Annotated in this window: 22 protein-coding genes; 6 read left to right on the forward strand and 16 right to left on the reverse strand. The window is 42.3% G+C overall.

Features of this window, described 5'->3' with window-relative positions; translation table 11 throughout:
• Window position 1 precedes the first annotated feature (1 nt).
• A complete protein-coding gene (locus tag P6709_RS09605; protein ID WP_278240704.1) occupies window positions 2–1,840 on the forward strand; it encodes a DNA ligase D in 1,839 nt (612 codons plus the stop codon).
• A 54-nt stretch (window positions 1,841–1,894) separates the two neighbouring features.
• Here the strand turns inward: P6709_RS09605 and P6709_RS09610 are convergent, their stop codons facing one another.
• Window positions 1,895–2,593, reverse strand: a complete 699-nt coding sequence (locus P6709_RS09610) for a DUF421 domain-containing protein (RefSeq protein WP_278240705.1) — start codon at window positions 2,591–2,593, stop codon at window positions 1,895–1,897.
• Between the two features lie 140 nt (window positions 2,594–2,733).
• Here P6709_RS09610 and P6709_RS09615 point away from each other — a divergent pair, with 140 nt between their 5' ends.
• From P6709_RS09615 to P6709_RS09630, 4 genes are read left to right on the forward strand one after another with little or no spacing between them, the layout of a single operon-like run.
• A complete protein-coding gene (locus P6709_RS09615; RefSeq protein WP_278240706.1) occupies window positions 2,734–2,949 on the forward strand; it encodes a hypothetical protein in 216 nt (71 codons plus the stop codon).
• 12 nt (window positions 2,950–2,961) lie between these two features.
• Window positions 2,962–3,237: a spore coat protein gene (locus P6709_RS09620; RefSeq protein ID WP_278240707.1), complete on the forward strand. Its 276-nt coding sequence runs from the start codon at window positions 2,962–2,964 to the stop codon at window positions 3,235–3,237.
• Between the two features lie 22 nt (window positions 3,238–3,259).
• Complete coding sequence (locus tag P6709_RS09625; protein WP_278240708.1) at window positions 3,260–3,448, forward strand: hypothetical protein; 189 nt, start codon at window positions 3,260–3,262, stop codon at window positions 3,446–3,448.
• Between the two features lie 13 nt (window positions 3,449–3,461).
• On the forward strand, window positions 3,462–3,776 hold the full coding sequence (locus P6709_RS09630; protein ID WP_278240709.1) for a spore coat protein: 315 nt from the start codon (window positions 3,462–3,464) through the stop codon (window positions 3,774–3,776).
• 245 nt (window positions 3,777–4,021) lie between these two features.
• Here the strand turns inward: P6709_RS09630 and P6709_RS09635 are convergent, their stop codons facing one another.
• The 14 genes from P6709_RS09635 to P6709_RS09700 all read right to left on the reverse strand — a co-directional run bounded on the left by P6709_RS09635 (window position 4,022) and on the right by P6709_RS09700 (window position 13,831).
• Window positions 4,022–4,186 (reverse strand): hypothetical protein, encoded by a 165-nt coding sequence (locus P6709_RS09635; RefSeq protein ID WP_278240710.1) that lies wholly within the window; start codon window positions 4,184–4,186, stop codon window positions 4,022–4,024.
• 140 nt (window positions 4,187–4,326) lie between these two features.
• On the reverse strand, window positions 4,327–4,674 hold the full coding sequence (locus P6709_RS09640; RefSeq protein WP_278240711.1) for a DUF4260 domain-containing protein: 348 nt from the start codon (window positions 4,672–4,674) through the stop codon (window positions 4,327–4,329).
• A gap of 26 nt (window positions 4,675–4,700) precedes the next feature.
• A complete protein-coding gene (locus P6709_RS09645) occupies window positions 4,701–5,036 on the reverse strand; it encodes a hypothetical protein (protein ID WP_278240712.1) in 336 nt (111 codons plus the stop codon).
• A 72-nt stretch (window positions 5,037–5,108) separates the two neighbouring features.
• Window positions 5,109–5,690: a TetR/AcrR family transcriptional regulator gene (locus P6709_RS09650; RefSeq protein ID WP_278240713.1), complete on the reverse strand. Its 582-nt coding sequence runs from the start codon at window positions 5,688–5,690 to the stop codon at window positions 5,109–5,111.
• Window positions 5,691–5,796: 106 nt separating this feature from the next.
• Window positions 5,797–7,218 carry a DUF2254 domain-containing protein gene (locus tag P6709_RS09655; RefSeq protein WP_278240714.1) on the reverse strand — a complete coding sequence of 474 codons (1,422 nt, stop codon included), beginning with the start codon at window positions 7,216–7,218 and terminating at the stop codon, window positions 5,797–5,799.
• A gap of 234 nt (window positions 7,219–7,452) precedes the next feature.
• Window positions 7,453–8,742, reverse strand: coding sequence for an FtsW/RodA/SpoVE family cell cycle protein (locus P6709_RS09660; RefSeq protein ID WP_278240715.1), 1,290 nt, complete (start codon window positions 8,740–8,742; stop codon window positions 7,453–7,455).
• A 6-nt stretch (window positions 8,743–8,748) separates the two neighbouring features.
• Window positions 8,749–9,150, reverse strand: coding sequence for a PadR family transcriptional regulator (locus P6709_RS09665; RefSeq protein WP_278240716.1), 402 nt, complete (start codon window positions 9,148–9,150; stop codon window positions 8,749–8,751).
• Between the two features lie 4 nt (window positions 9,151–9,154).
• On the reverse strand, window positions 9,155–9,688 hold the full coding sequence (locus tag P6709_RS09670) for a sigma-70 family RNA polymerase sigma factor (protein ID WP_278240717.1): 534 nt from the start codon (window positions 9,686–9,688) through the stop codon (window positions 9,155–9,157).
• A gap of 125 nt (window positions 9,689–9,813) precedes the next feature.
• Complete coding sequence (locus P6709_RS09675; protein WP_278240718.1) at window positions 9,814–10,350, reverse strand: GrpB family protein; 537 nt, start codon at window positions 10,348–10,350, stop codon at window positions 9,814–9,816.
• A 29-nt stretch (window positions 10,351–10,379) separates the two neighbouring features.
• Entirely contained in the window at window positions 10,380–10,943 is a 564-nt protein-coding gene (locus tag P6709_RS09680; protein ID WP_278240719.1) for a phosphoglycerate mutase family protein, read from the reverse strand.
• 23 nt (window positions 10,944–10,966) lie between these two features.
• Window positions 10,967–11,491: a GNAT family N-acetyltransferase gene (locus P6709_RS09685; protein WP_278240720.1), complete on the reverse strand. Its 525-nt coding sequence runs from the start codon at window positions 11,489–11,491 to the stop codon at window positions 10,967–10,969.
• Window positions 11,492–11,511: 20 nt separating this feature from the next.
• Window positions 11,512–12,318, reverse strand: coding sequence for an inositol monophosphatase family protein (locus P6709_RS09690; RefSeq protein WP_278240721.1), 807 nt, complete (start codon window positions 12,316–12,318; stop codon window positions 11,512–11,514).
• A gap of 85 nt (window positions 12,319–12,403) precedes the next feature.
• Window positions 12,404–13,099, reverse strand: a complete 696-nt coding sequence (locus P6709_RS09695; protein WP_278240722.1) for a DUF2294 domain-containing protein — start codon at window positions 13,097–13,099, stop codon at window positions 12,404–12,406.
• Between the two features lie 60 nt (window positions 13,100–13,159).
• The gene (locus P6709_RS09700; protein ID WP_278240723.1) at window positions 13,160–13,831 is read right to left on the reverse strand and encodes a Na-translocating system protein MpsC family protein; all 672 of its coding nucleotides are present in this window, start codon (window positions 13,829–13,831) and stop codon (window positions 13,160–13,162) included.
• Window positions 13,832–14,035: 204 nt separating this feature from the next.
• Between P6709_RS09700 and P6709_RS09705 the strand changes: the two genes are divergently transcribed.
• Entirely contained in the window at window positions 14,036–14,188 is a 153-nt protein-coding gene (locus P6709_RS09705) for a hypothetical protein (RefSeq protein WP_278240724.1), read from the forward strand.
• 513 nt (window positions 14,189–14,701) lie between these two features.
• On the opposite strand, the gene P6709_RS09710 is transcribed toward P6709_RS09705, so the two are convergent.
• Complete coding sequence (locus tag P6709_RS09710) at window positions 14,702–15,544, reverse strand: aldo/keto reductase (protein ID WP_278240725.1); 843 nt, start codon at window positions 15,542–15,544, stop codon at window positions 14,702–14,704.
• Between the last annotated feature and the right edge of the window lie 78 nt (window positions 15,545–15,622).

The following is a 15,622-nucleotide window of genomic DNA, read 5'->3' on the forward strand; positions in this document are numbered from 1 at the left end:
CGTGAAACCGATGCTCCTGACCTCTGCTTCCAAGGTTCAAAAGGGTTCTGACTGGCTGTATGAATGCAAATATGACGGCTTTCGCTGCCTGCTGATGTGGGAGGAGAAGTCACCCAGACTTTTCAGCCGCAATGAAAAGGAACTGAGTGACAGGTTTCCTGAAGTGATTACATTCTGCGAGGAGCGGTATGAAGCGGTAAAACCTTTTCTACCACTCGTGCTTGACGGTGAAATGGTCCATCTCGTCAATTCCTTCAAAAGCGAATTTTCAATCGTTCAAACGCGCGGCAGGATGAAAACGGCATCTGCGATCCAAAAGCATGCACGCGCCTTTTCCTGTCTTTTTGCTGCGTTTGACCTTGTTATGATCAGCGGCAAGCCCCTTTCTTCCTCACCGTTTGAGAAACGAAAAGAAAGGATGCACACTCTTTTTTCCAAGCTGACTTTCCCAGTAACGATCCAGGCAAATCGAAAGGAAAAAATTCAATGTGTAGAAACCTTCAGTCATTATGAAACGTTGAAAAAGCTTGTTGTGAAACATTATGGAGAGGGGATTATAGCTAAACGAAAAACAAGTAAATGGGAAAGCGGAAAACGAAGTACGGAATGGCTTAAAGAAAAAAACTGGCGAACGATAACCGTCTTTCTCACGCAATGGGATAAAAATAATGGTTATTTTACCGGTGCAGTGATGAAGAATGATGATCTAATTGAGATTGTTCACTTTCGCCACGGCCTCGAACCAGAACAGGAAAAAACCTTGCAGGAGCTTTTCCAGTCCCGGGGACAGAAACAGTCGGCCACTATCTGGACGCTCCCTCCTTCCATTTGCGTCAATATTGACTGCATCGATTTTGACGGGAAGCATGTGAGAGAACCCCGCTTTCATTCATTTAATTTTGAAATAGAGCCGGATGACTGCACGTGGCAATCCATTTTCCGACAGCTGCTGCCCATCCCTGAACGCGTTACAGTGACTCACCCTGAAAAGCCGGTATGGCCGGAGTTAGGCCTTAGGAAGGATGATTATCTTCTTTACCTTCAGCTTGCATCGCCTGTGCTCCTTCCCCTTTTAGAGGACAGACTTTTAACGGTTATCCGCTATCCGCATGGAGCGGGTGATGAACGGTTTTATCAGAAAAACTGCCCTGATTATGCTCCGGATTTTGTGAAAACAAAAAAAGAAGAGGATATTGACTATATTTTGTGCAATGACCTGGACACTCTTCTGTGGCTTGGCAATCAGCTTGCTTTGGAATTCCATATTCCTTTTGGAACCATTCATTCAAACAAACCGTCAGAAATTGTTTTTGATCTTGATCCTCCTTCAGTAAATGAATTTTCCTTAGCCGTTGAAGCGGCTGTTCGAATGAAAGCAATTTTTGATTCATTTCAATTGGTTTCCTTTGTCAAAACATCCGGGGGAAAAGGTCTGCAGATCTATCTTCCGTTGCCTGAGGATATATTTACCTATCAGGAAACAAGACAGTTTACCTCATTTGTTTGTCAATTTTTACTCGAACAGGAGCCTGACTGGTTTACGATCGAACGGCTGAAAAAAAACCGGGGCAATAAGCTTTATCTGGACTACCTGCAGCACGATGAAGGCAAAACCATTATTGCCCCTTACTCACCAAGAGGCAATCCACAGGGGCTAATTGCCACCCCGCTTTACTGGCATGAAGTAACGGAAAAGCTGCGGCCGGAGCATTTTCCACTTCCCGCTGTCCTTGAGCGTTTAAAAAAAGAAGGAGACCCCTTCCGTGACCTGCAGAATCATGAAAATGAAGTGCCTTTTCGATCCATTCTTGCTCAGCTGACGGAGTTAACAAAAAAATGACTTTATGAATTATCATAAGGTCATTTTTATCGTTCATTGATCAAATTTAACACCTTATTCAGCCCTATTTCCCTGCTCCTGCCGGCGGTACAAATCCAAAAACCCTTTTACATTGTAGGTTGCAAGGACCACCGAATCCAGCTTCTCCACCTCAAGATTGTGCGGCTTTAATAGTCCTTCAAGCCAGGGCAGATCTTTATTGATGTAGTGTAAATTATTCTTTTGAACAGATCCATCAATGATTAACGGGATTGGAAGGTAGGTTGGTGTAAGGTCAAGCTGTAAATCACTTCCCTGAAGCGGGCGGGCCTTTTCAGTTGGAATAAAACTGATTTCTCCAGTCTGCTCCATCGTCGCACGGGCAATTTCATTTACTTCTGTGTAGCCGTCGATTCTCATTTGAGCTAAAAGCTCCTCTACCTCGATCCGTTCTTTTTTCAATCCATCTATTTTTATCTTCCCTTGATCAATTAAAACAGTCGGCGTGGGGGTAATCCACCGTTTGAAAAAGTTGAACAATTCCAGATAGCTGTAGAGGATATAAAATAGGACGATAAGGAAGGAGTACCAGACAGCTGTACCGATCTTCCCGCTCACAATCGGTTCAGAAATGGTTGTACCGAGGATCATAACAATCATTAAATCAATCCCGGACATTTCACTTGCTGCTTTTTTTCCCATCCCTCTCATGCATAGATAGGCCACTACAAAAACAATAAATGGAATGAACAGGTAGTCTGTTAAAAAGTTCATGCGCATCACCCCGATCAACTGCATAGTTGCTGTTAGTATGACCGGAGAGGTAAGAAATACACCTTGAATTAATCCCCTTACAGAGTATATTTTTTTCTTTCTTCACAAAACCTAACAAGGTGTTTTGAGGGGGTGAGGAAGTGAAAAACAGCCGATACGGTGTTCATGAAATCGTGGATCTGCGAGAGCTCTTGAATTTTAAATGGTCTTGTTTAGATGAAGCAAAACAAAGAGTTAAGGTTATTGAAGACAAAGAGTTAAAAACACTGGCTGAGGATTCCATCGAGCAGTTGACTGCTTCGATCAATAAAATGAGTGAATTTATTTCAGCATCTGCCGTCAGGATGCAGCAGTGAGGAGGAACAAATATGGAGAACGAACTGAGCAAAAGGGATCATGCTATCGCAGCGGATATGCTGTTTGAAGTAAAAGCATCCATTAAAGATCTGGCTGCTGCTATCACAGAATCTGCAACAGAGGAAATTCATCAGTTTTTAGCAGACGATTTAAAACTGGCCATCTCTCATCATGAAAAAATCTATTCATTTTTGCAGGACAGAGGGATTTACGACGCATACAACGTTCCAGATCAGCTTAAAAAAGATGTGAATTACGCAGAACGAACCTTGCAGTCACATGAGTAAGGAAAAAAGTGAGGTGATTTCAATGAATGAGTCCTTAGGAATACATGAATCACTCGAAATCCATGAATTGCTGACCTTTAAAAGCCTATGCCTGACCAAATCCTCTGTGATGCAGGGATTGGTGTCCGACCCCCTTTTAAAAGAACTGATGCAGCAGGACGTGACGATGTCGATCAGGCAAATTGAAGAGCTCCGAAAACATTTACAGTAAAGGAGGCATCGAGATGAATTCATTTTTTGAAAAACTGTCCGGCATGTCCCCTATGACGGATCAGGTCATTGCGACAGACATGCTGATTGCAGCAAAAACAGGCGTCAAAACCTATGCCCTTGCCATTACAGAAACAGCCTCTCCTGTCATACGGGCTGTACTGAGCAAACAGCTTGAAGAAGAAATCAAGTTTCACTATGAACTGACCAATTATATGATTGACAGCGGGTATTACTATCCTCATAACACTTCAGCACAGTTTAAAACGGACCAGAAAATGATGGATGCTGCCCTGGAAATCGGCTACAAGCAGGACCAGACACATTAATATCCTGCTCAAATTAAAAAGAGGCTGGGACAAAACTCCAAAAAGTTTAAAGAATGAAGAAGTATTTAGTAAGAGGAGAGCGGAGCGGAAGGTGGCGACTCCAGCAGGACATGACGGCAAGCTGAGACTTTACAGGGCCTTGCCCTGAAAAGGCTCAGCGCCGTCCCTGCGGAAAGCGTCCAGCTGAAGCGCAGCGAACCGGTAAAAGAGCTTGAGACAGGTTATGTCCCAAGCTCTTTTTGTCATTAGCAATCTTTTTGGTTTCTTTTTGCTTTTGCTTGTTCTGCGTTCATTTCAGTGCCAAATTCCGTTTGATACTGCTCATTGTTTGCATTTTTGCGTTGAGCATCTTGATTTTTGTTGCGTTGCGGCTGTTGTTTGTTTTCGTTTTGGTTGTTTTGTTTGTTCATCTGGTCTCACCTCCACCCTGGTAATATAACCAAATGAGCGGAAAATTATTAGCCGATTAAATTGTGAGCATTTTGATATATTTGTCTGGCACTGCTCCTTTTTTCTTTTACATAAAAAAATCAACTTTCAATTGCAGGCATCAAACACGATGTAAATGTGTGTCTTTAAAATTTGTCGGGTATTTCAATCCATATCCAAACATTCTGTCCATCCCAATATGAGCGGACCAGATTAATCCGATGGCCAGTACAAGTTGATTTGTTAACAGGAGTCCGCAGAAAACACACGCAATGGATAAAACATACGTATGAAAAACGTTGTAAAGAATGGCTCCGAGTTTTTGATTAATAACATATCCAATCATTGAAACATCCGGGGAATACAATAAAAGAACAAAAAGAATCCAGCTGAACTGATAAAAGCCATAGATGTATAAACTTAAAGCCAATCCTGCAAAACCTTCTGCATTTAAGAGAATTTTATTCAAATGCTCAACTCCTTTCAAAAAATACGTTAATGCCCTTTTAAGTGGTCGCGTAATTTATCCATACTTTCGCTCCACGAAGGAATCTTGTCCCCCTCCCAGCTGATGTAGTTCAATTCATCCGCTAGCATCCCGGAGGCTTTCATTGCTTTCAGGTGGGATCCATGATTCCTGAATGCACGCATATTGTCCACTGACTCCCAGACGGTCAATGTCCAGTAAGTGCAATAATCTTCACTCCTGTAGGCAGCTGAAATAACCCCCGGTGCTTTATTCAGCTGCCGAATGGACCGGTACGTATACCAGCTGAACTTTGGGATCTTACTTATTCCTTTTAAATGGAGTCTGGTTACGGTTATATACATGTATTCCTCTCCTTCAAGTTTTTAACCAGTGGTCAATAAAGGGTAAAAAAAGAAGAGAGCCAAATCTGTTTATCAGCTCTCTCTGCATTGCAGCGCTTTTAAAATAAATTTTGCGTGTACCTTGGCAGCTTCCTCAGCTTCTTTAAAATTTGCTGTAAATCCACTATAGTAGGACACGAAACCCTGTAAGGATAAGAATGCGGACCAGATCTCGTTCACCTTGACGCCCCTTGGAGATAAAGTGCCCACAGCCTGAGCGAAGTTCTGATAGCTTGCAAGTGCCGCAGCCTCGGATTGCGTATCTGACACACTATTTCGAATCGTAAACATCATTTCAAACTGGCTTTGATGATTTAGCCCAAACTCAATAAAGCGCAGCAGGATGTTATGCAGACGTTCTGTATCGTCCCCCTCTTCCTGAAGGGTATGTTCAAGCACTTGATTTAATGTGGAAAAATCTTCTTCAACAATAGCATTAAATAATTCAGCTTTGTTTTTGAAATAGTAGTAAAGAGCTCCATGCGTGCAGCCGAGTTCTTTTGCAATTTCTCTCATGGAGACAAGAGAAAAATCCTTTTTAATAAATTGAGTTCTTGCTGTTTGAATGATTCTGTCCTTTGTCAGCTCAGAAGATGATTTTTTTCGTGGGGACATTGGGATGACTCCTTTATTGACCATTGGTTAATAAAAGTATACACTCTGCGAACCTCTATGGCAATACAAAAAAAGTCCACAGGGTACACTCCCTGCAGACCTTTCATTAATCAAGTTTTCCAATATATCTTTTCGCGTCCGTAATTTCATCTTCATCGGTTAAATGGGCAATCGACTTGTCAGCGAGCTTTGAATACTCTGATGTATACCCTGTCGTATTGGCGATATCCTGCAGAATCTCATAAAACCTTCTGCGATCCAGCCGGTGCAGGTATTGATAGTTAAATCCTTTCACAATATATTCCACAAAACTCCAAACAGAATCATGATCGCGTTCCTTAACACCCCGGGCGACCGCTGCCATCACAGCCATCAGTTCAATGGTAACAACCGTATTTTGCCCGGCATACTGTCGGATAGAAGCAAAGGATATATGCAAATAATCATCAAAGTCCAAGCTTTTTACAATCACACGCAGATTTTGTTCGTCATCAACTAAATAAGATGTAAAGCATTCATTCTGTGAAATATTTATCAGCAAATCTCCTAGCTGATACAGCGTTCCGGAAGCCGTCCTTGGGTCATCATTGCCGAGTGCGCGAATCGCAATTTCTACAAATTTATTCAAACTGTATTCGATATCGTGAAGCTCACGCTGTTTTTTTCCTATATGAAACATATTGATGTACTTTTCTGTATCCAATTCTTCTGTACTGTCCTTCGTTTTCCAATAAGTTAAAACCGGAGAATAAGCGAAAATAAAATTATCCACCTTGTGCTCAAGGCGAACGATAATATCATCCTGCTGTGCCTGTTCAAATAATTCCTTGAAATTGATGGATTGCAGGTAGCCGGATTCCTTGAGCAGGATCGGCATGCCTTTTTCTTTTGGCAGCTGTTCTTCTACCGTTGCCCCTGCTTCTAATTGATTCACATCAAGCTCGCTTACAGCTGATTGGCCAATAATTCTGATGGATTCGTTTTTCATATCAATGGTCATGTTCGTAATTTGCAGCCAGTTAATGATGTGGTTAACAAAAACGACAAATGCGCCCAATGAAAAGACCGCCAGAAAGGTTGCTGTGACCGGAATAAAGAAATAGCTTGTTTCTTCCGTAAGAAATAAGAGACAAAGGATCACATAAAGAAAACTTCCAATAAAAATCCCCAAGGTCCGCTGCGTTTTTTTCGTCACCATGAAATTCCTCAAAATTCTCGGGGAAAACATGCTTGAAAAGGTGGTCAGTGCCGTCAGTACTCCATAAAAAGTAAAAGAAGTAAGAGAAAGCAGCCCTGTCGTCAGAGAGCTTAAAATGGTCATAGTCAGCTGATAGTCGGGCTGAACAAAAGGCATCCTGCTTCCAAAATTCTGCCATAAATCAAGCCACACAGTGAGAGTAAACAGCAGGAGGGAAACGACTGTATATTTTAGAGGCGTCATCCATAGATTTGAATACTTATAAAGCCATTTTTCCTCTTTTGGCATCTGCCTGTACCACTTAATATTTTCTTTTAATTGAGACCCCATTCTATGTCCACTTCCTTTATCTCTGTTATATTCAAGTCACCTTTTACTACCCTTTCCTCTAAACTCTATAACTGAAAATCCCAAATTTATTAAAATTACCATTAAAAAAAGGCTGAGACACATGTGTCCCAAACCTCTTCTAACCGATTTTAGCGTTTCAGCTTAACGGTTCCTTTCCATTGCAAACAGTTTTACAGTGCCGCCAAAAATCTCCAATAACGCAACCCCTTTTTTTCAGTGCCTGATAAGGTTCCCATTTAAGGTCAGATGCTTTCGGCGGTAAACGCTGAGCACTACACCAATGAGCAGGGCATTGAATAGAGTCGGCATCAGCCCATAGCTGATAAAGGGCAGTGCGAAGGATGTCAGCGGCAGAAAACCGAGAACCATCCCCACATTGTAAATGAGCTGGACGGCATAAAGCGTCATGCTTCCTGTAAGCAAAAGCCTTCCAAATGTATCCTTCAGCTGCCGCGAAATAACAATCATCCTGATCGCGATGAACGACAATATCAGCAAAAGAGCGATCGCGAATGCATATCCAAAATAGTAGGTGAGGCTGACGAATACAAAATCCGTGTGCGCCGCATTAAGAAACTCTTTGCTTCCTTCAGCCCCAAACCAGCCTGCCTGCGATAGAAGCTGCTGCAGATGAAGGTAAAGATAGCCCTCTTCTTCAGCATAAGCCTCAGGATTTAAGTAGCCCATGATCCGGCTCAGTTGATAGTCGTCTGCAGTGAACCAGAATGCGAACATACCGATCACCACAGCACCAAGTGGTACAATGCTTATCCACATCACTTTTTTCTTTACCATGGGACTGAACCATGCCATCATGAACACCATTGCCGTATAAAGAAAAAGCGAGTGAAGATTAGGAATTTGCAGGAAGAAATAGATAGGAATGATAGATAAAATACCAAGCTGCCAGAGTCGCATTGATTGGTGATGAAAAAATGCTGCCCACGCAATTAAAAGAAAAGGAAGGGCCATCAGTGCTTCAATAGTCAAAGGACCGACTTCAATAAGGAACTGTCCGTTTACAATCCTATTTGGAAAAGTACCGATCATAAATAAAAGGAAATTACCGAATATGTAAAACATCCACCCTTTTTTCATGAGCTTCCGGTAGTCCATTACCATTAATCCAATGGCAGTCAAGATCCCAAGAATCACAAAAATCACACGATAAAGGAGAAAATGGCCCATATCCATAAAGCCCTCTGTACCAAGAGAGAAGATGGGCAGGAATCCCAGCACCAACGCAGCTCCAAGCAGACACAGAAGAACCCAGTCCACCCTTGGGCGGTGAAGGTGATTCATTTCCCTGCCAAGCTTACCCGGACTTCCCATCCCTCCTATAGCCTTGTCCTCCGCTTCGTTTTCACTCAGCCCTTTGGCCATCCAGGTCTGCGATGTTTTTCTTAAGTGCTGATCCAACTCTGCCTTCACGAAAGCTTTTACTTCTTTAGATTTAATATGATGGATGACCTCTTTTAAAAATTGATCTCCTTTTTCACTCATCCTTCTTCACTCCTGTATCAGGCCTTTTAAGACGGCAGCTCTCTTTAGAGGCGTTTCCTCCGCTTTTTGCACAATTCTTCTTCCTTTTTGACTCAGCTGATAGTATTTATCCTCTTCATCCCAGGAAGCCTGAATGACCTTTTTTTGTTCCAGAGAATGTAAAAAGGTGTACAAGAACCCCTCCCTGTTTTCAAATCGCTGCACCCCTCTGGACCGAAGCAGCTGCGTTAACTCAAACCCTGTTTTCTTTGTACTCAGCAGCTGAAGCACGGAAAAGTACGCATGGTCTTTCTCTTCTGACCCCTTGATTTTCTCATGGACCCCTTTGCGATGCTGGGCTGAGAAATTCAGCTGTCCTAATGCTGTATCTTCCATCGATTTTCGAAGCTTTTTCAGTCGATCCTCCATTACTTTACTCCTCCCATCCTTGTTTCATGAGTTCCTTGGCTCTTCTGAGTCGTGTTTTCACTGTATTCTGCTTTACTTGAACCACTTCCGCGATTTCTTTAATCGACCGTTCTTCATAATAAAACAGAAAAATCACTTCCCTGTACACAATCGGCAGGTCCATCACAGCAGATAGTAGTCTTTCATCCTCGTCCTGTTTGATCACTTCCTGCTCAACGGTCTCTTTCGGAGTGCCTGAAAATACATAGTCTTCTTCGGTTGCCCACACATTTTTGTAGTACCAGCTTTTCATATAATCCTTGCAGTGGTTAATCGCAATTCTCCACAACCAGGTGCGCAGGGCTGACTTTCCCTTGTATGTATGAAGTGATTTGTAGCATTTCACAAAAATATCCTGCGTTAAATCCTCTGCCAGCTCTTTGTTTCGGACATAGGAATATACCAGCTTCAAAACATCCTGTCCGTAATGATTCATCAGGTCATCAATCAATATTTCTTTCTCTTCTGCTTCCATCATTGCTGCGCTCATCTCTTCCACACTCGCTCCCCCTTTCACTACGTTAGACGAGGCACTGCGCTGAAAAGTTTTTATTAAACGTAAAAAAGAGTGGCCAGCCTCTTGGTATCCACTCTTCATGCATGCATTAAATTTTACTTAATAGTTTATAATACTGCAGCCTTTTTCAAGACAGCAAGAACAAATTCATCTTTCCCATCGGTATAAACATCGCGATTAGGAGAGGTGCGGGCAAGCTCCCGCTTCAGTTGCTCATACGTAAGACATGCATCCGGATTCACTCGCAGGTAGTCACGGAAAGCCAGGTGACGTTTTAATTCTTCATTATCCTCTGCACATACATACAAATGGTGAGCCATCCATTCGGTATTTTTATCACTATATGGAACAGCTGAATTTGCCCGTTTAAAGGCTTCGCGTCCCTTGATTCCCTGATCCCCTTCGTGAGAATAGCCAATCTCAGAAAGCTTGTCTACCACTTCCGGAAGAAGTTCTCTACGTGAGATAACTACGTCAAGATCAATAATCGGTTTTGCACTTAATCCCTCTACAGATGTGCTTCCTACATGCTCCACTCGCAAAATAAGGTCTCCAAGGTGGTGCTCAAGTACGTTTTTCAACTCACGAAAAACTAATTTCCACTCTGGATTGTATTCTTCGATCACAATTCCGTTTTGTTTCATTATCCTGCCGCTCCTTTTAAACGTCTGCTCTATCGTTTAGAATACGTTGAACATCTCCAGTGACGCAGGCTTGACCTTGTTTTCCCCTTCCACCCGGCAGCCTGGAGCTTTTTTGCAATCAGCCGGTTAAAAATTCCATGGCCAATCAAAGCGACTGTTCCACACTTTTGAGCATGGTCGATCAGCATTTGAGCTGCCTCTTCCGCTCTGTTCGTGGCTTCCTTCAACGATTCACACTCTCTTGAATACCCAAGGAACCATAATGAACGTAAAATAATCGACCAGATATGCGCTTTTAATCTAATCGTGTCAAAAGCTTTCGGTAAATGCGGAATGTCTACCTCGCGAAATAGGGAATCCGACAATAGAATTTCAGTTTGAAGAAAGCCGGCGGATTCTATTGCCCGATTCAAATCGCTTGTCAGCACTGCTTTGGCAAGAGAAATTTGTTTGACAGTCGATGGAGGATATCTTTCCTCTTCCCTTACACCCGCCTGGTTGTACTGTTCAAACCAGTCCCTCAGTTCTTGCTGAGTCATCCGCTTAGAGCCGGTATGGGTGGATTTTCCGTGCCGAATCAGATATATATTCATATCATTTCCCCTTGAATCCGCCATTAGACCATTTTGTAAAGCAGCACATCATCAATAAATTCATTTTCACTGCGCTGGATTTCATTGACCTTGCGTCCTTCTTCCTGAAACCCCATTTTCTTATAAAGAGAAAGGGCCCGGTGGTTATCTGAAAAAACGCCTAAACTGACTTTCTTAATATCCTCATGCCGTTCTGCCCACTCAAGAAGTGCGTTTAATAACAGCTTACCGATGCCTTTTCCCCGGTGCTCTGCTCCAACCATCATGCCTAGAGAGCCGGTATGAGCAAGCCGCTTTCGATGGGAGGATTGAAACACAATCCAGCCGGCGAGCTCTCCGTTAACTTCAGCGACTATGAACGTCTCCCGGTCCTGATCGATCATTTTTTCCACCCATTCAGTGTATTGGGACAAATCACCTGTCAACTCTTCTGGCAATGTAATCAGATAGTTCATCTCTGACACCACCGCTTTTTGAAGAACAAGTGAGGACGCTGCATCCTGAATTGTGCCGCTTCTAATTTGAATAAGATCTTGTTCTGCTGCCATAGTCCCACCTCCATCATTTGCTACATGCGGTCACGAAGCCCTTCCTGTACAAGCTGTAGAAAATCCTCCTTTTGATCAGGATGACACGCAATTAAATACGGTTCGCTGCTCATTCCTGTAAATTCATTTCCGTCAAAATCAATGACAATTCCGCCTGCTTCCTTTACCATCAGCAACCCGCCGTATAAATCATCACCCTCTGAGTTATATAAAACGATCCCGTCAATATCTCCTTTTGCAAGCATCGCCCACTGCAAGGTCGGAGCCCACAGACGCACCATTCGTTTGCACGTCACATCTATGTAGTGTCTTAGCTGCACTGCTTTGGGTTCGTTTTGCACCTGATGACCCTGAATCCACGCAACTGTCAGCCGGGAGAGGTCCGCTTTCATTTTTAAATTGATCCGCTTATCATTACAAAACGTTCCCTCGCCTAAAACAGCGGTATACATCCGATCGGCTACCGGTTCATAGGTAACTCCAAGCACCGGTTCTCTTTTATACAGCAGTGAAACAGAAGCTGAAAATACAGGAAACCCCATGGCAAAATTATGTGTGCCGTCAAGTGGATCAATTTGCCACAGCCAGTCGCTTGTGAGGCCGTTATCCCCTGCTTCTTCACTATGAATCTGGTGATCAGGGAAGGCGCTTGATAGTTTATCTAAAATGATTCTTTCTGCTATTAAATCTGCTTCTGTAACCAAATCACCAAATTGATCTTTTTCTTGTATCTTAATCGTCTGGTCAAACCGTAACTTCACTGCCGCACCGGCTTCCAGCACGGCCTGCTGAGCTGCTTTTTTTGCTGCGGGTAAAAGTGCCTTCATATGGTCCTCCTTTTTAAATATGCTAAAGCGATTCTTGCCGCTTATCTCAAAAAGACGCACTCGATCAATGCGTCTAATTAAATCATTATTTTTGACGCTCAAGAAGCAGCCCAACATAGCCAAAGTCTTCTGTAAAATCCCAGTCAAGGAAAATCTCTTCTATTTTGCGGTTCAGTAGTTCATCCAGATTGGCTTCTACAAGAAGCGAGCGTTCCATGGGCCGTTTTGTAAGCTTAAGCACTTCCGTATAGCCTTCTTTTATAAGCGCCTTTTCAATCCCCACTAAAATATCTGTTCTTTTCACTAAAACAGTGCGGTCACTCAACCAGTACGCATCTATCCTGCCTGGAATCCTTTGCGCTTTTTCTGTTGCATCCCGAATTCGCTGTTTAAAAGCTTCTTTATTAATAAAGGAGGGGCCGTCAAAAGCGGATCCTTTAGGTTCGCCCTTCATTACTCCAATAAAAAAACCGGTTTCAAGCTCAAGGTTCCAGTCTGCGTAAAATTCTTCAATATCCAAATCAGCTATTTTTTTAAGCTCATTTTTTATATCTTCCCGAAGCTTTTGCACCAGCAGATCCCGAATCTCCAGCACTCTTTTCCATTCATTGCGTTGAAGCAGCACTTTTTCCATGGGTGCAAGAAAGCCTCGGAAGTGAATCGTGATAAAAGGACGATTGATTGTTACATAAACCGATCTGGGTCCTTTTCCGAAATGATCACGAAGCAGCGTTGAAATATATCCGCTTACTTCCTTTTGGATTGTTTTTTCAGCAGCCATTCAATCGATCCCCCTTCTGTTCTGATACTCGTTGCTATCTTGTTTTTTAAGTACGCCACACTAAACTTCATCTAAAACCAAAACATGGTACCCTTTATCTTTGTGGAAATCCCAATCAACGAACAATTCTGCTACGGTTTTATTTAACGCTTTATTTAAATTATAAAGTCTCAGAATTTGATACTCCATTGGCCGTTTCGCTAACCTTAGCTGTTCTTCGTTTCCGATTTTTATCAGTTCTTTCTCGATATCCACCATAATCCCTGAACGCTCAATCAAAAGATATCGATCAGTGAGCCAGAAGTATTGAATGGAGTCCGGCTTTTTTTCCGTATGAATACTGTTTATCATGAAAATTTGCCGTACTGTGTCTTCATCCACTTCAGCGGGCCAAGTCAGTGTTTCATTTTTTGGTCCGGAATCTGAAACAGCTAAAAGCATGCCCGTTCCTTTTTCCAGATTCCAATCGGCATAAAGTTCGCTATAGTGTCGATCAGTCAATAATCCCACATGCTCTAAAAATTCGGATTTTAGAGAATAAATCATAAAATCTCTCGTTTCCATCACCCTTTTTGCATTCCCTTGATTTACAAGTATTTTTTCGCTGGGCAGCAAAAAATCCCGGAGATGAATTAACGTAATGTAAGGGTCGGTGTTCACAAATGAAACATGCGGTTTCAATCCAAAATGCTTCTCTATATATTCTTCAATAAATGAACTAACATTAGCCATATAATCACTCCTCTACCAAAAGGTTAAATGAATTCACTTACGAGATTTAGTGTATAAAAAGTTTTATACACTATAAACGCATAGTTGGTTATTTTCCAATTTGAACCAACAACCCTCGACTATTTACACAATTTTCTTATTTTTGTTTAGCTGGTGCACTCGTGGGTAGATAAGTGGGATGACAAAGAATTCAGGAGGGGTTAAATGACACACTTTGACGAACTGTTTTTATTTCAAAGAGATTTGAACCGTTTAAAAGAATTAAAATCTACCATACCTTCTGATAACTGCAAACGGATCGTACTCGACGACCAGATCTATTTATTAGACCGCGCCCTCCATTTGATTCAACATTAAATTCATATCGAAGTGCCAAGGAAGTAAAAAGGTTTACTCCTTCTTCCGTTCCCTATATACTTGTACTAATTGAAAAACATTTGCGTTTTCAATCCTGCAGAATATATAATTACTCGTATTTTAAATCTTAATATAAAGAGGTAATATGTCACGGGCTTTTGAACCGCTGGCAAAGCCGGAAAAGCATCACACCTGCTGTGGTCTTTTTCGGTTTTTTTTATTGGAAAGGACTGGTTGTTGCATGAAGTATTTTGTGGATCATAAAAAGAAAAGAATTCACCATAGCAGTCACGCGGGTACTCAATGTGATTTTTTTGATACCCCTATCGAAAAGAGGGAATTTACTACTGATCTATCTTACGTATCAAAGCTGGAGCAGGAAAGGCATTATGCTAAATGTCCGCACTGCCGTGAACTTTTAAGCACCACTTCATAGTGAAATTACCCAAAAGGCAAATAAATGGGCTGCTCATAATCATCAGAATTTGATGATTGTGAGCAATTTTAGTTTAGTTAAAATTCTTCATAAAAAGCAGGGTCCTGGTCGTTCATCCTGCCTCCCGGATGAGAAAGCTCCCCAATCCTGCTCATCTCTCCTTCACTAAGTGTAAAATCAAAAATGGACAGATTTTCAAGCTGCCTGACCGGCGAAGAGGATTTCGGGATAGAAATGGCTCCAAGCTGATAGTGCCAGCGTAAAATGACTTGAGTAACTGTTTTATGATGAGCAGAAGCAATGGAATGAATGGATTCATTTTTCATAAGCTCAGCGGCTCTCGCCAGCGGACTCCAGGACTGCGTTTGAACGCCATGATCCTCATGCCATTTTCTCTGCGCTGCCTGATTGAAGAATGGATGCAATTCCACCTGATTGATGCTTGGCAGCACGCCAGTTTCTTTTTCTAATCGGTCCAGGTGCTCCGGAAGGAAATTACAAACACCGATCGAACGAATCAGCCCCCATTTTTTCGCATCTATTAGCGCTTGCCATGCTTCCACATACTGATCCTGTTTCGGGTTTGGCCAATGGATCAGGTATAAATCATAATAATCCAGCCCTCCCCGGTACAGCGATTCCTGAATGGCAGTTACCGCGTTATCATACCCTTGATAGCGTCCTGGCAGCTTAGACGTGATAAGCAGTTCTTCTCTTTGAACTGTGCTGCGGCGTACTGCTTCTCCAACCGTTCCTTCATTTTCATAGTTGTAAGCAGAATCAATCAAACGATAGCCGTGGTCAATCGCTCCCGTGATCGCATGAACACCCTCATTTCCTTTTAACTTATATGTACCTAAACCAATAACCGGCACCTTCATACCGTCATGTAACGTAGCTTGTGGAATTGGATGACTCATGATTAACCGCCCCTTTCTATAATGCTTTAAGTGTACCATTTCTCGACATGATATTTCTAAAAATTCGAAATAGGGATT

The sequence above is a fragment of the Jeotgalibacillus sp. ET6 genome (genome assembly GCF_029667115.1).
Classification (GTDB): domain Bacteria; phylum Bacillota; class Bacilli; order Bacillales; family Jeotgalibacillaceae; genus Jeotgalibacillus.

Bases quoted from the DNA above. Each gene is read 5' to 3' on its own strand.
- P6709_RS09685 (WP_278240720.1), bottom strand. From the start codon at position 11,491: ATGGCAGCAGAACAAGATCTTATTCAAATTAGAAGCGGCACAATTCAG.
- P6709_RS09680 (WP_278240719.1), bottom strand. From the start codon at position 10,943: ATGAATATATATCTGATTCGGCACGGAAAATCCACCCATACCGGCTCT.
- P6709_RS09655 (WP_278240714.1), bottom strand. From the start codon at position 7,218: ATGGGGTCTCAATTAAAAGAAAATATTAAGTGGTACAGGCAGATGCCA.
- P6709_RS09610 (WP_278240705.1), bottom strand. From the start codon at position 2,593: ATGAACTTTTTAACAGACTACCTGTTCATTCCATTTATTGTTTTTGTA.
- P6709_RS09705 (WP_278240724.1), top strand. From the start codon at position 14,036: ATGACACACTTTGACGAACTGTTTTTATTTCAAAGAGATTTGAACCGT.
- P6709_RS09630 (WP_278240709.1), top strand. From the start codon at position 3,462: ATGAATTCATTTTTTGAAAAACTGTCCGGCATGTCCCCTATGACGGAT.
- P6709_RS09620 (WP_278240707.1), top strand. From the start codon at position 2,962: ATGGAGAACGAACTGAGCAAAAGGGATCATGCTATCGCAGCGGATATG.
- P6709_RS09635 (WP_278240710.1), bottom strand. From the start codon at position 4,186: ATGAACAAACAAAACAACCAAAACGAAAACAAACAACAGCCGCAACGC.
- P6709_RS09695 (WP_278240722.1), bottom strand. From the start codon at position 13,099: ATGGCTGCTGAAAAAACAATCCAAAAGGAAGTAAGCGGATATATTTCA.
- P6709_RS09675 (WP_278240718.1), bottom strand. From the start codon at position 10,350: ATGAAACAAAACGGAATTGTGATCGAAGAATACAATCCAGAGTGGAAA.
- P6709_RS09645 (WP_278240712.1), bottom strand. From the start codon at position 5,036: ATGTATATAACCGTAACCAGACTCCATTTAAAAGGAATAAGTAAGATC.
- P6709_RS09665 (WP_278240716.1), bottom strand. From the start codon at position 9,150: ATGGAGGATCGACTGAAAAAGCTTCGAAAATCGATGGAAGATACAGCA.
- P6709_RS09660 (WP_278240715.1), bottom strand. From the start codon at position 8,742: ATGAGTGAAAAAGGAGATCAATTTTTAAAAGAGGTCATCCATCATATT.
- P6709_RS09625 (WP_278240708.1), top strand. From the start codon at position 3,260: ATGAATGAGTCCTTAGGAATACATGAATCACTCGAAATCCATGAATTG.
- P6709_RS09690 (WP_278240721.1), bottom strand. From the start codon at position 12,318: ATGAAGGCACTTTTACCCGCAGCAAAAAAAGCAGCTCAGCAGGCCGTG.
- P6709_RS09700 (WP_278240723.1), bottom strand. From the start codon at position 13,831: ATGGCTAATGTTAGTTCATTTATTGAAGAATATATAGAGAAGCATTTT.
- P6709_RS09650 (WP_278240713.1), bottom strand. From the start codon at position 5,690: ATGTCCCCACGAAAAAAATCATCTTCTGAGCTGACAAAGGACAGAATC.
- P6709_RS09710 (WP_278240725.1), bottom strand. From the start codon at position 15,544: ATGAGTCATCCAATTCCACAAGCTACGTTACATGACGGTATGAAGGTG.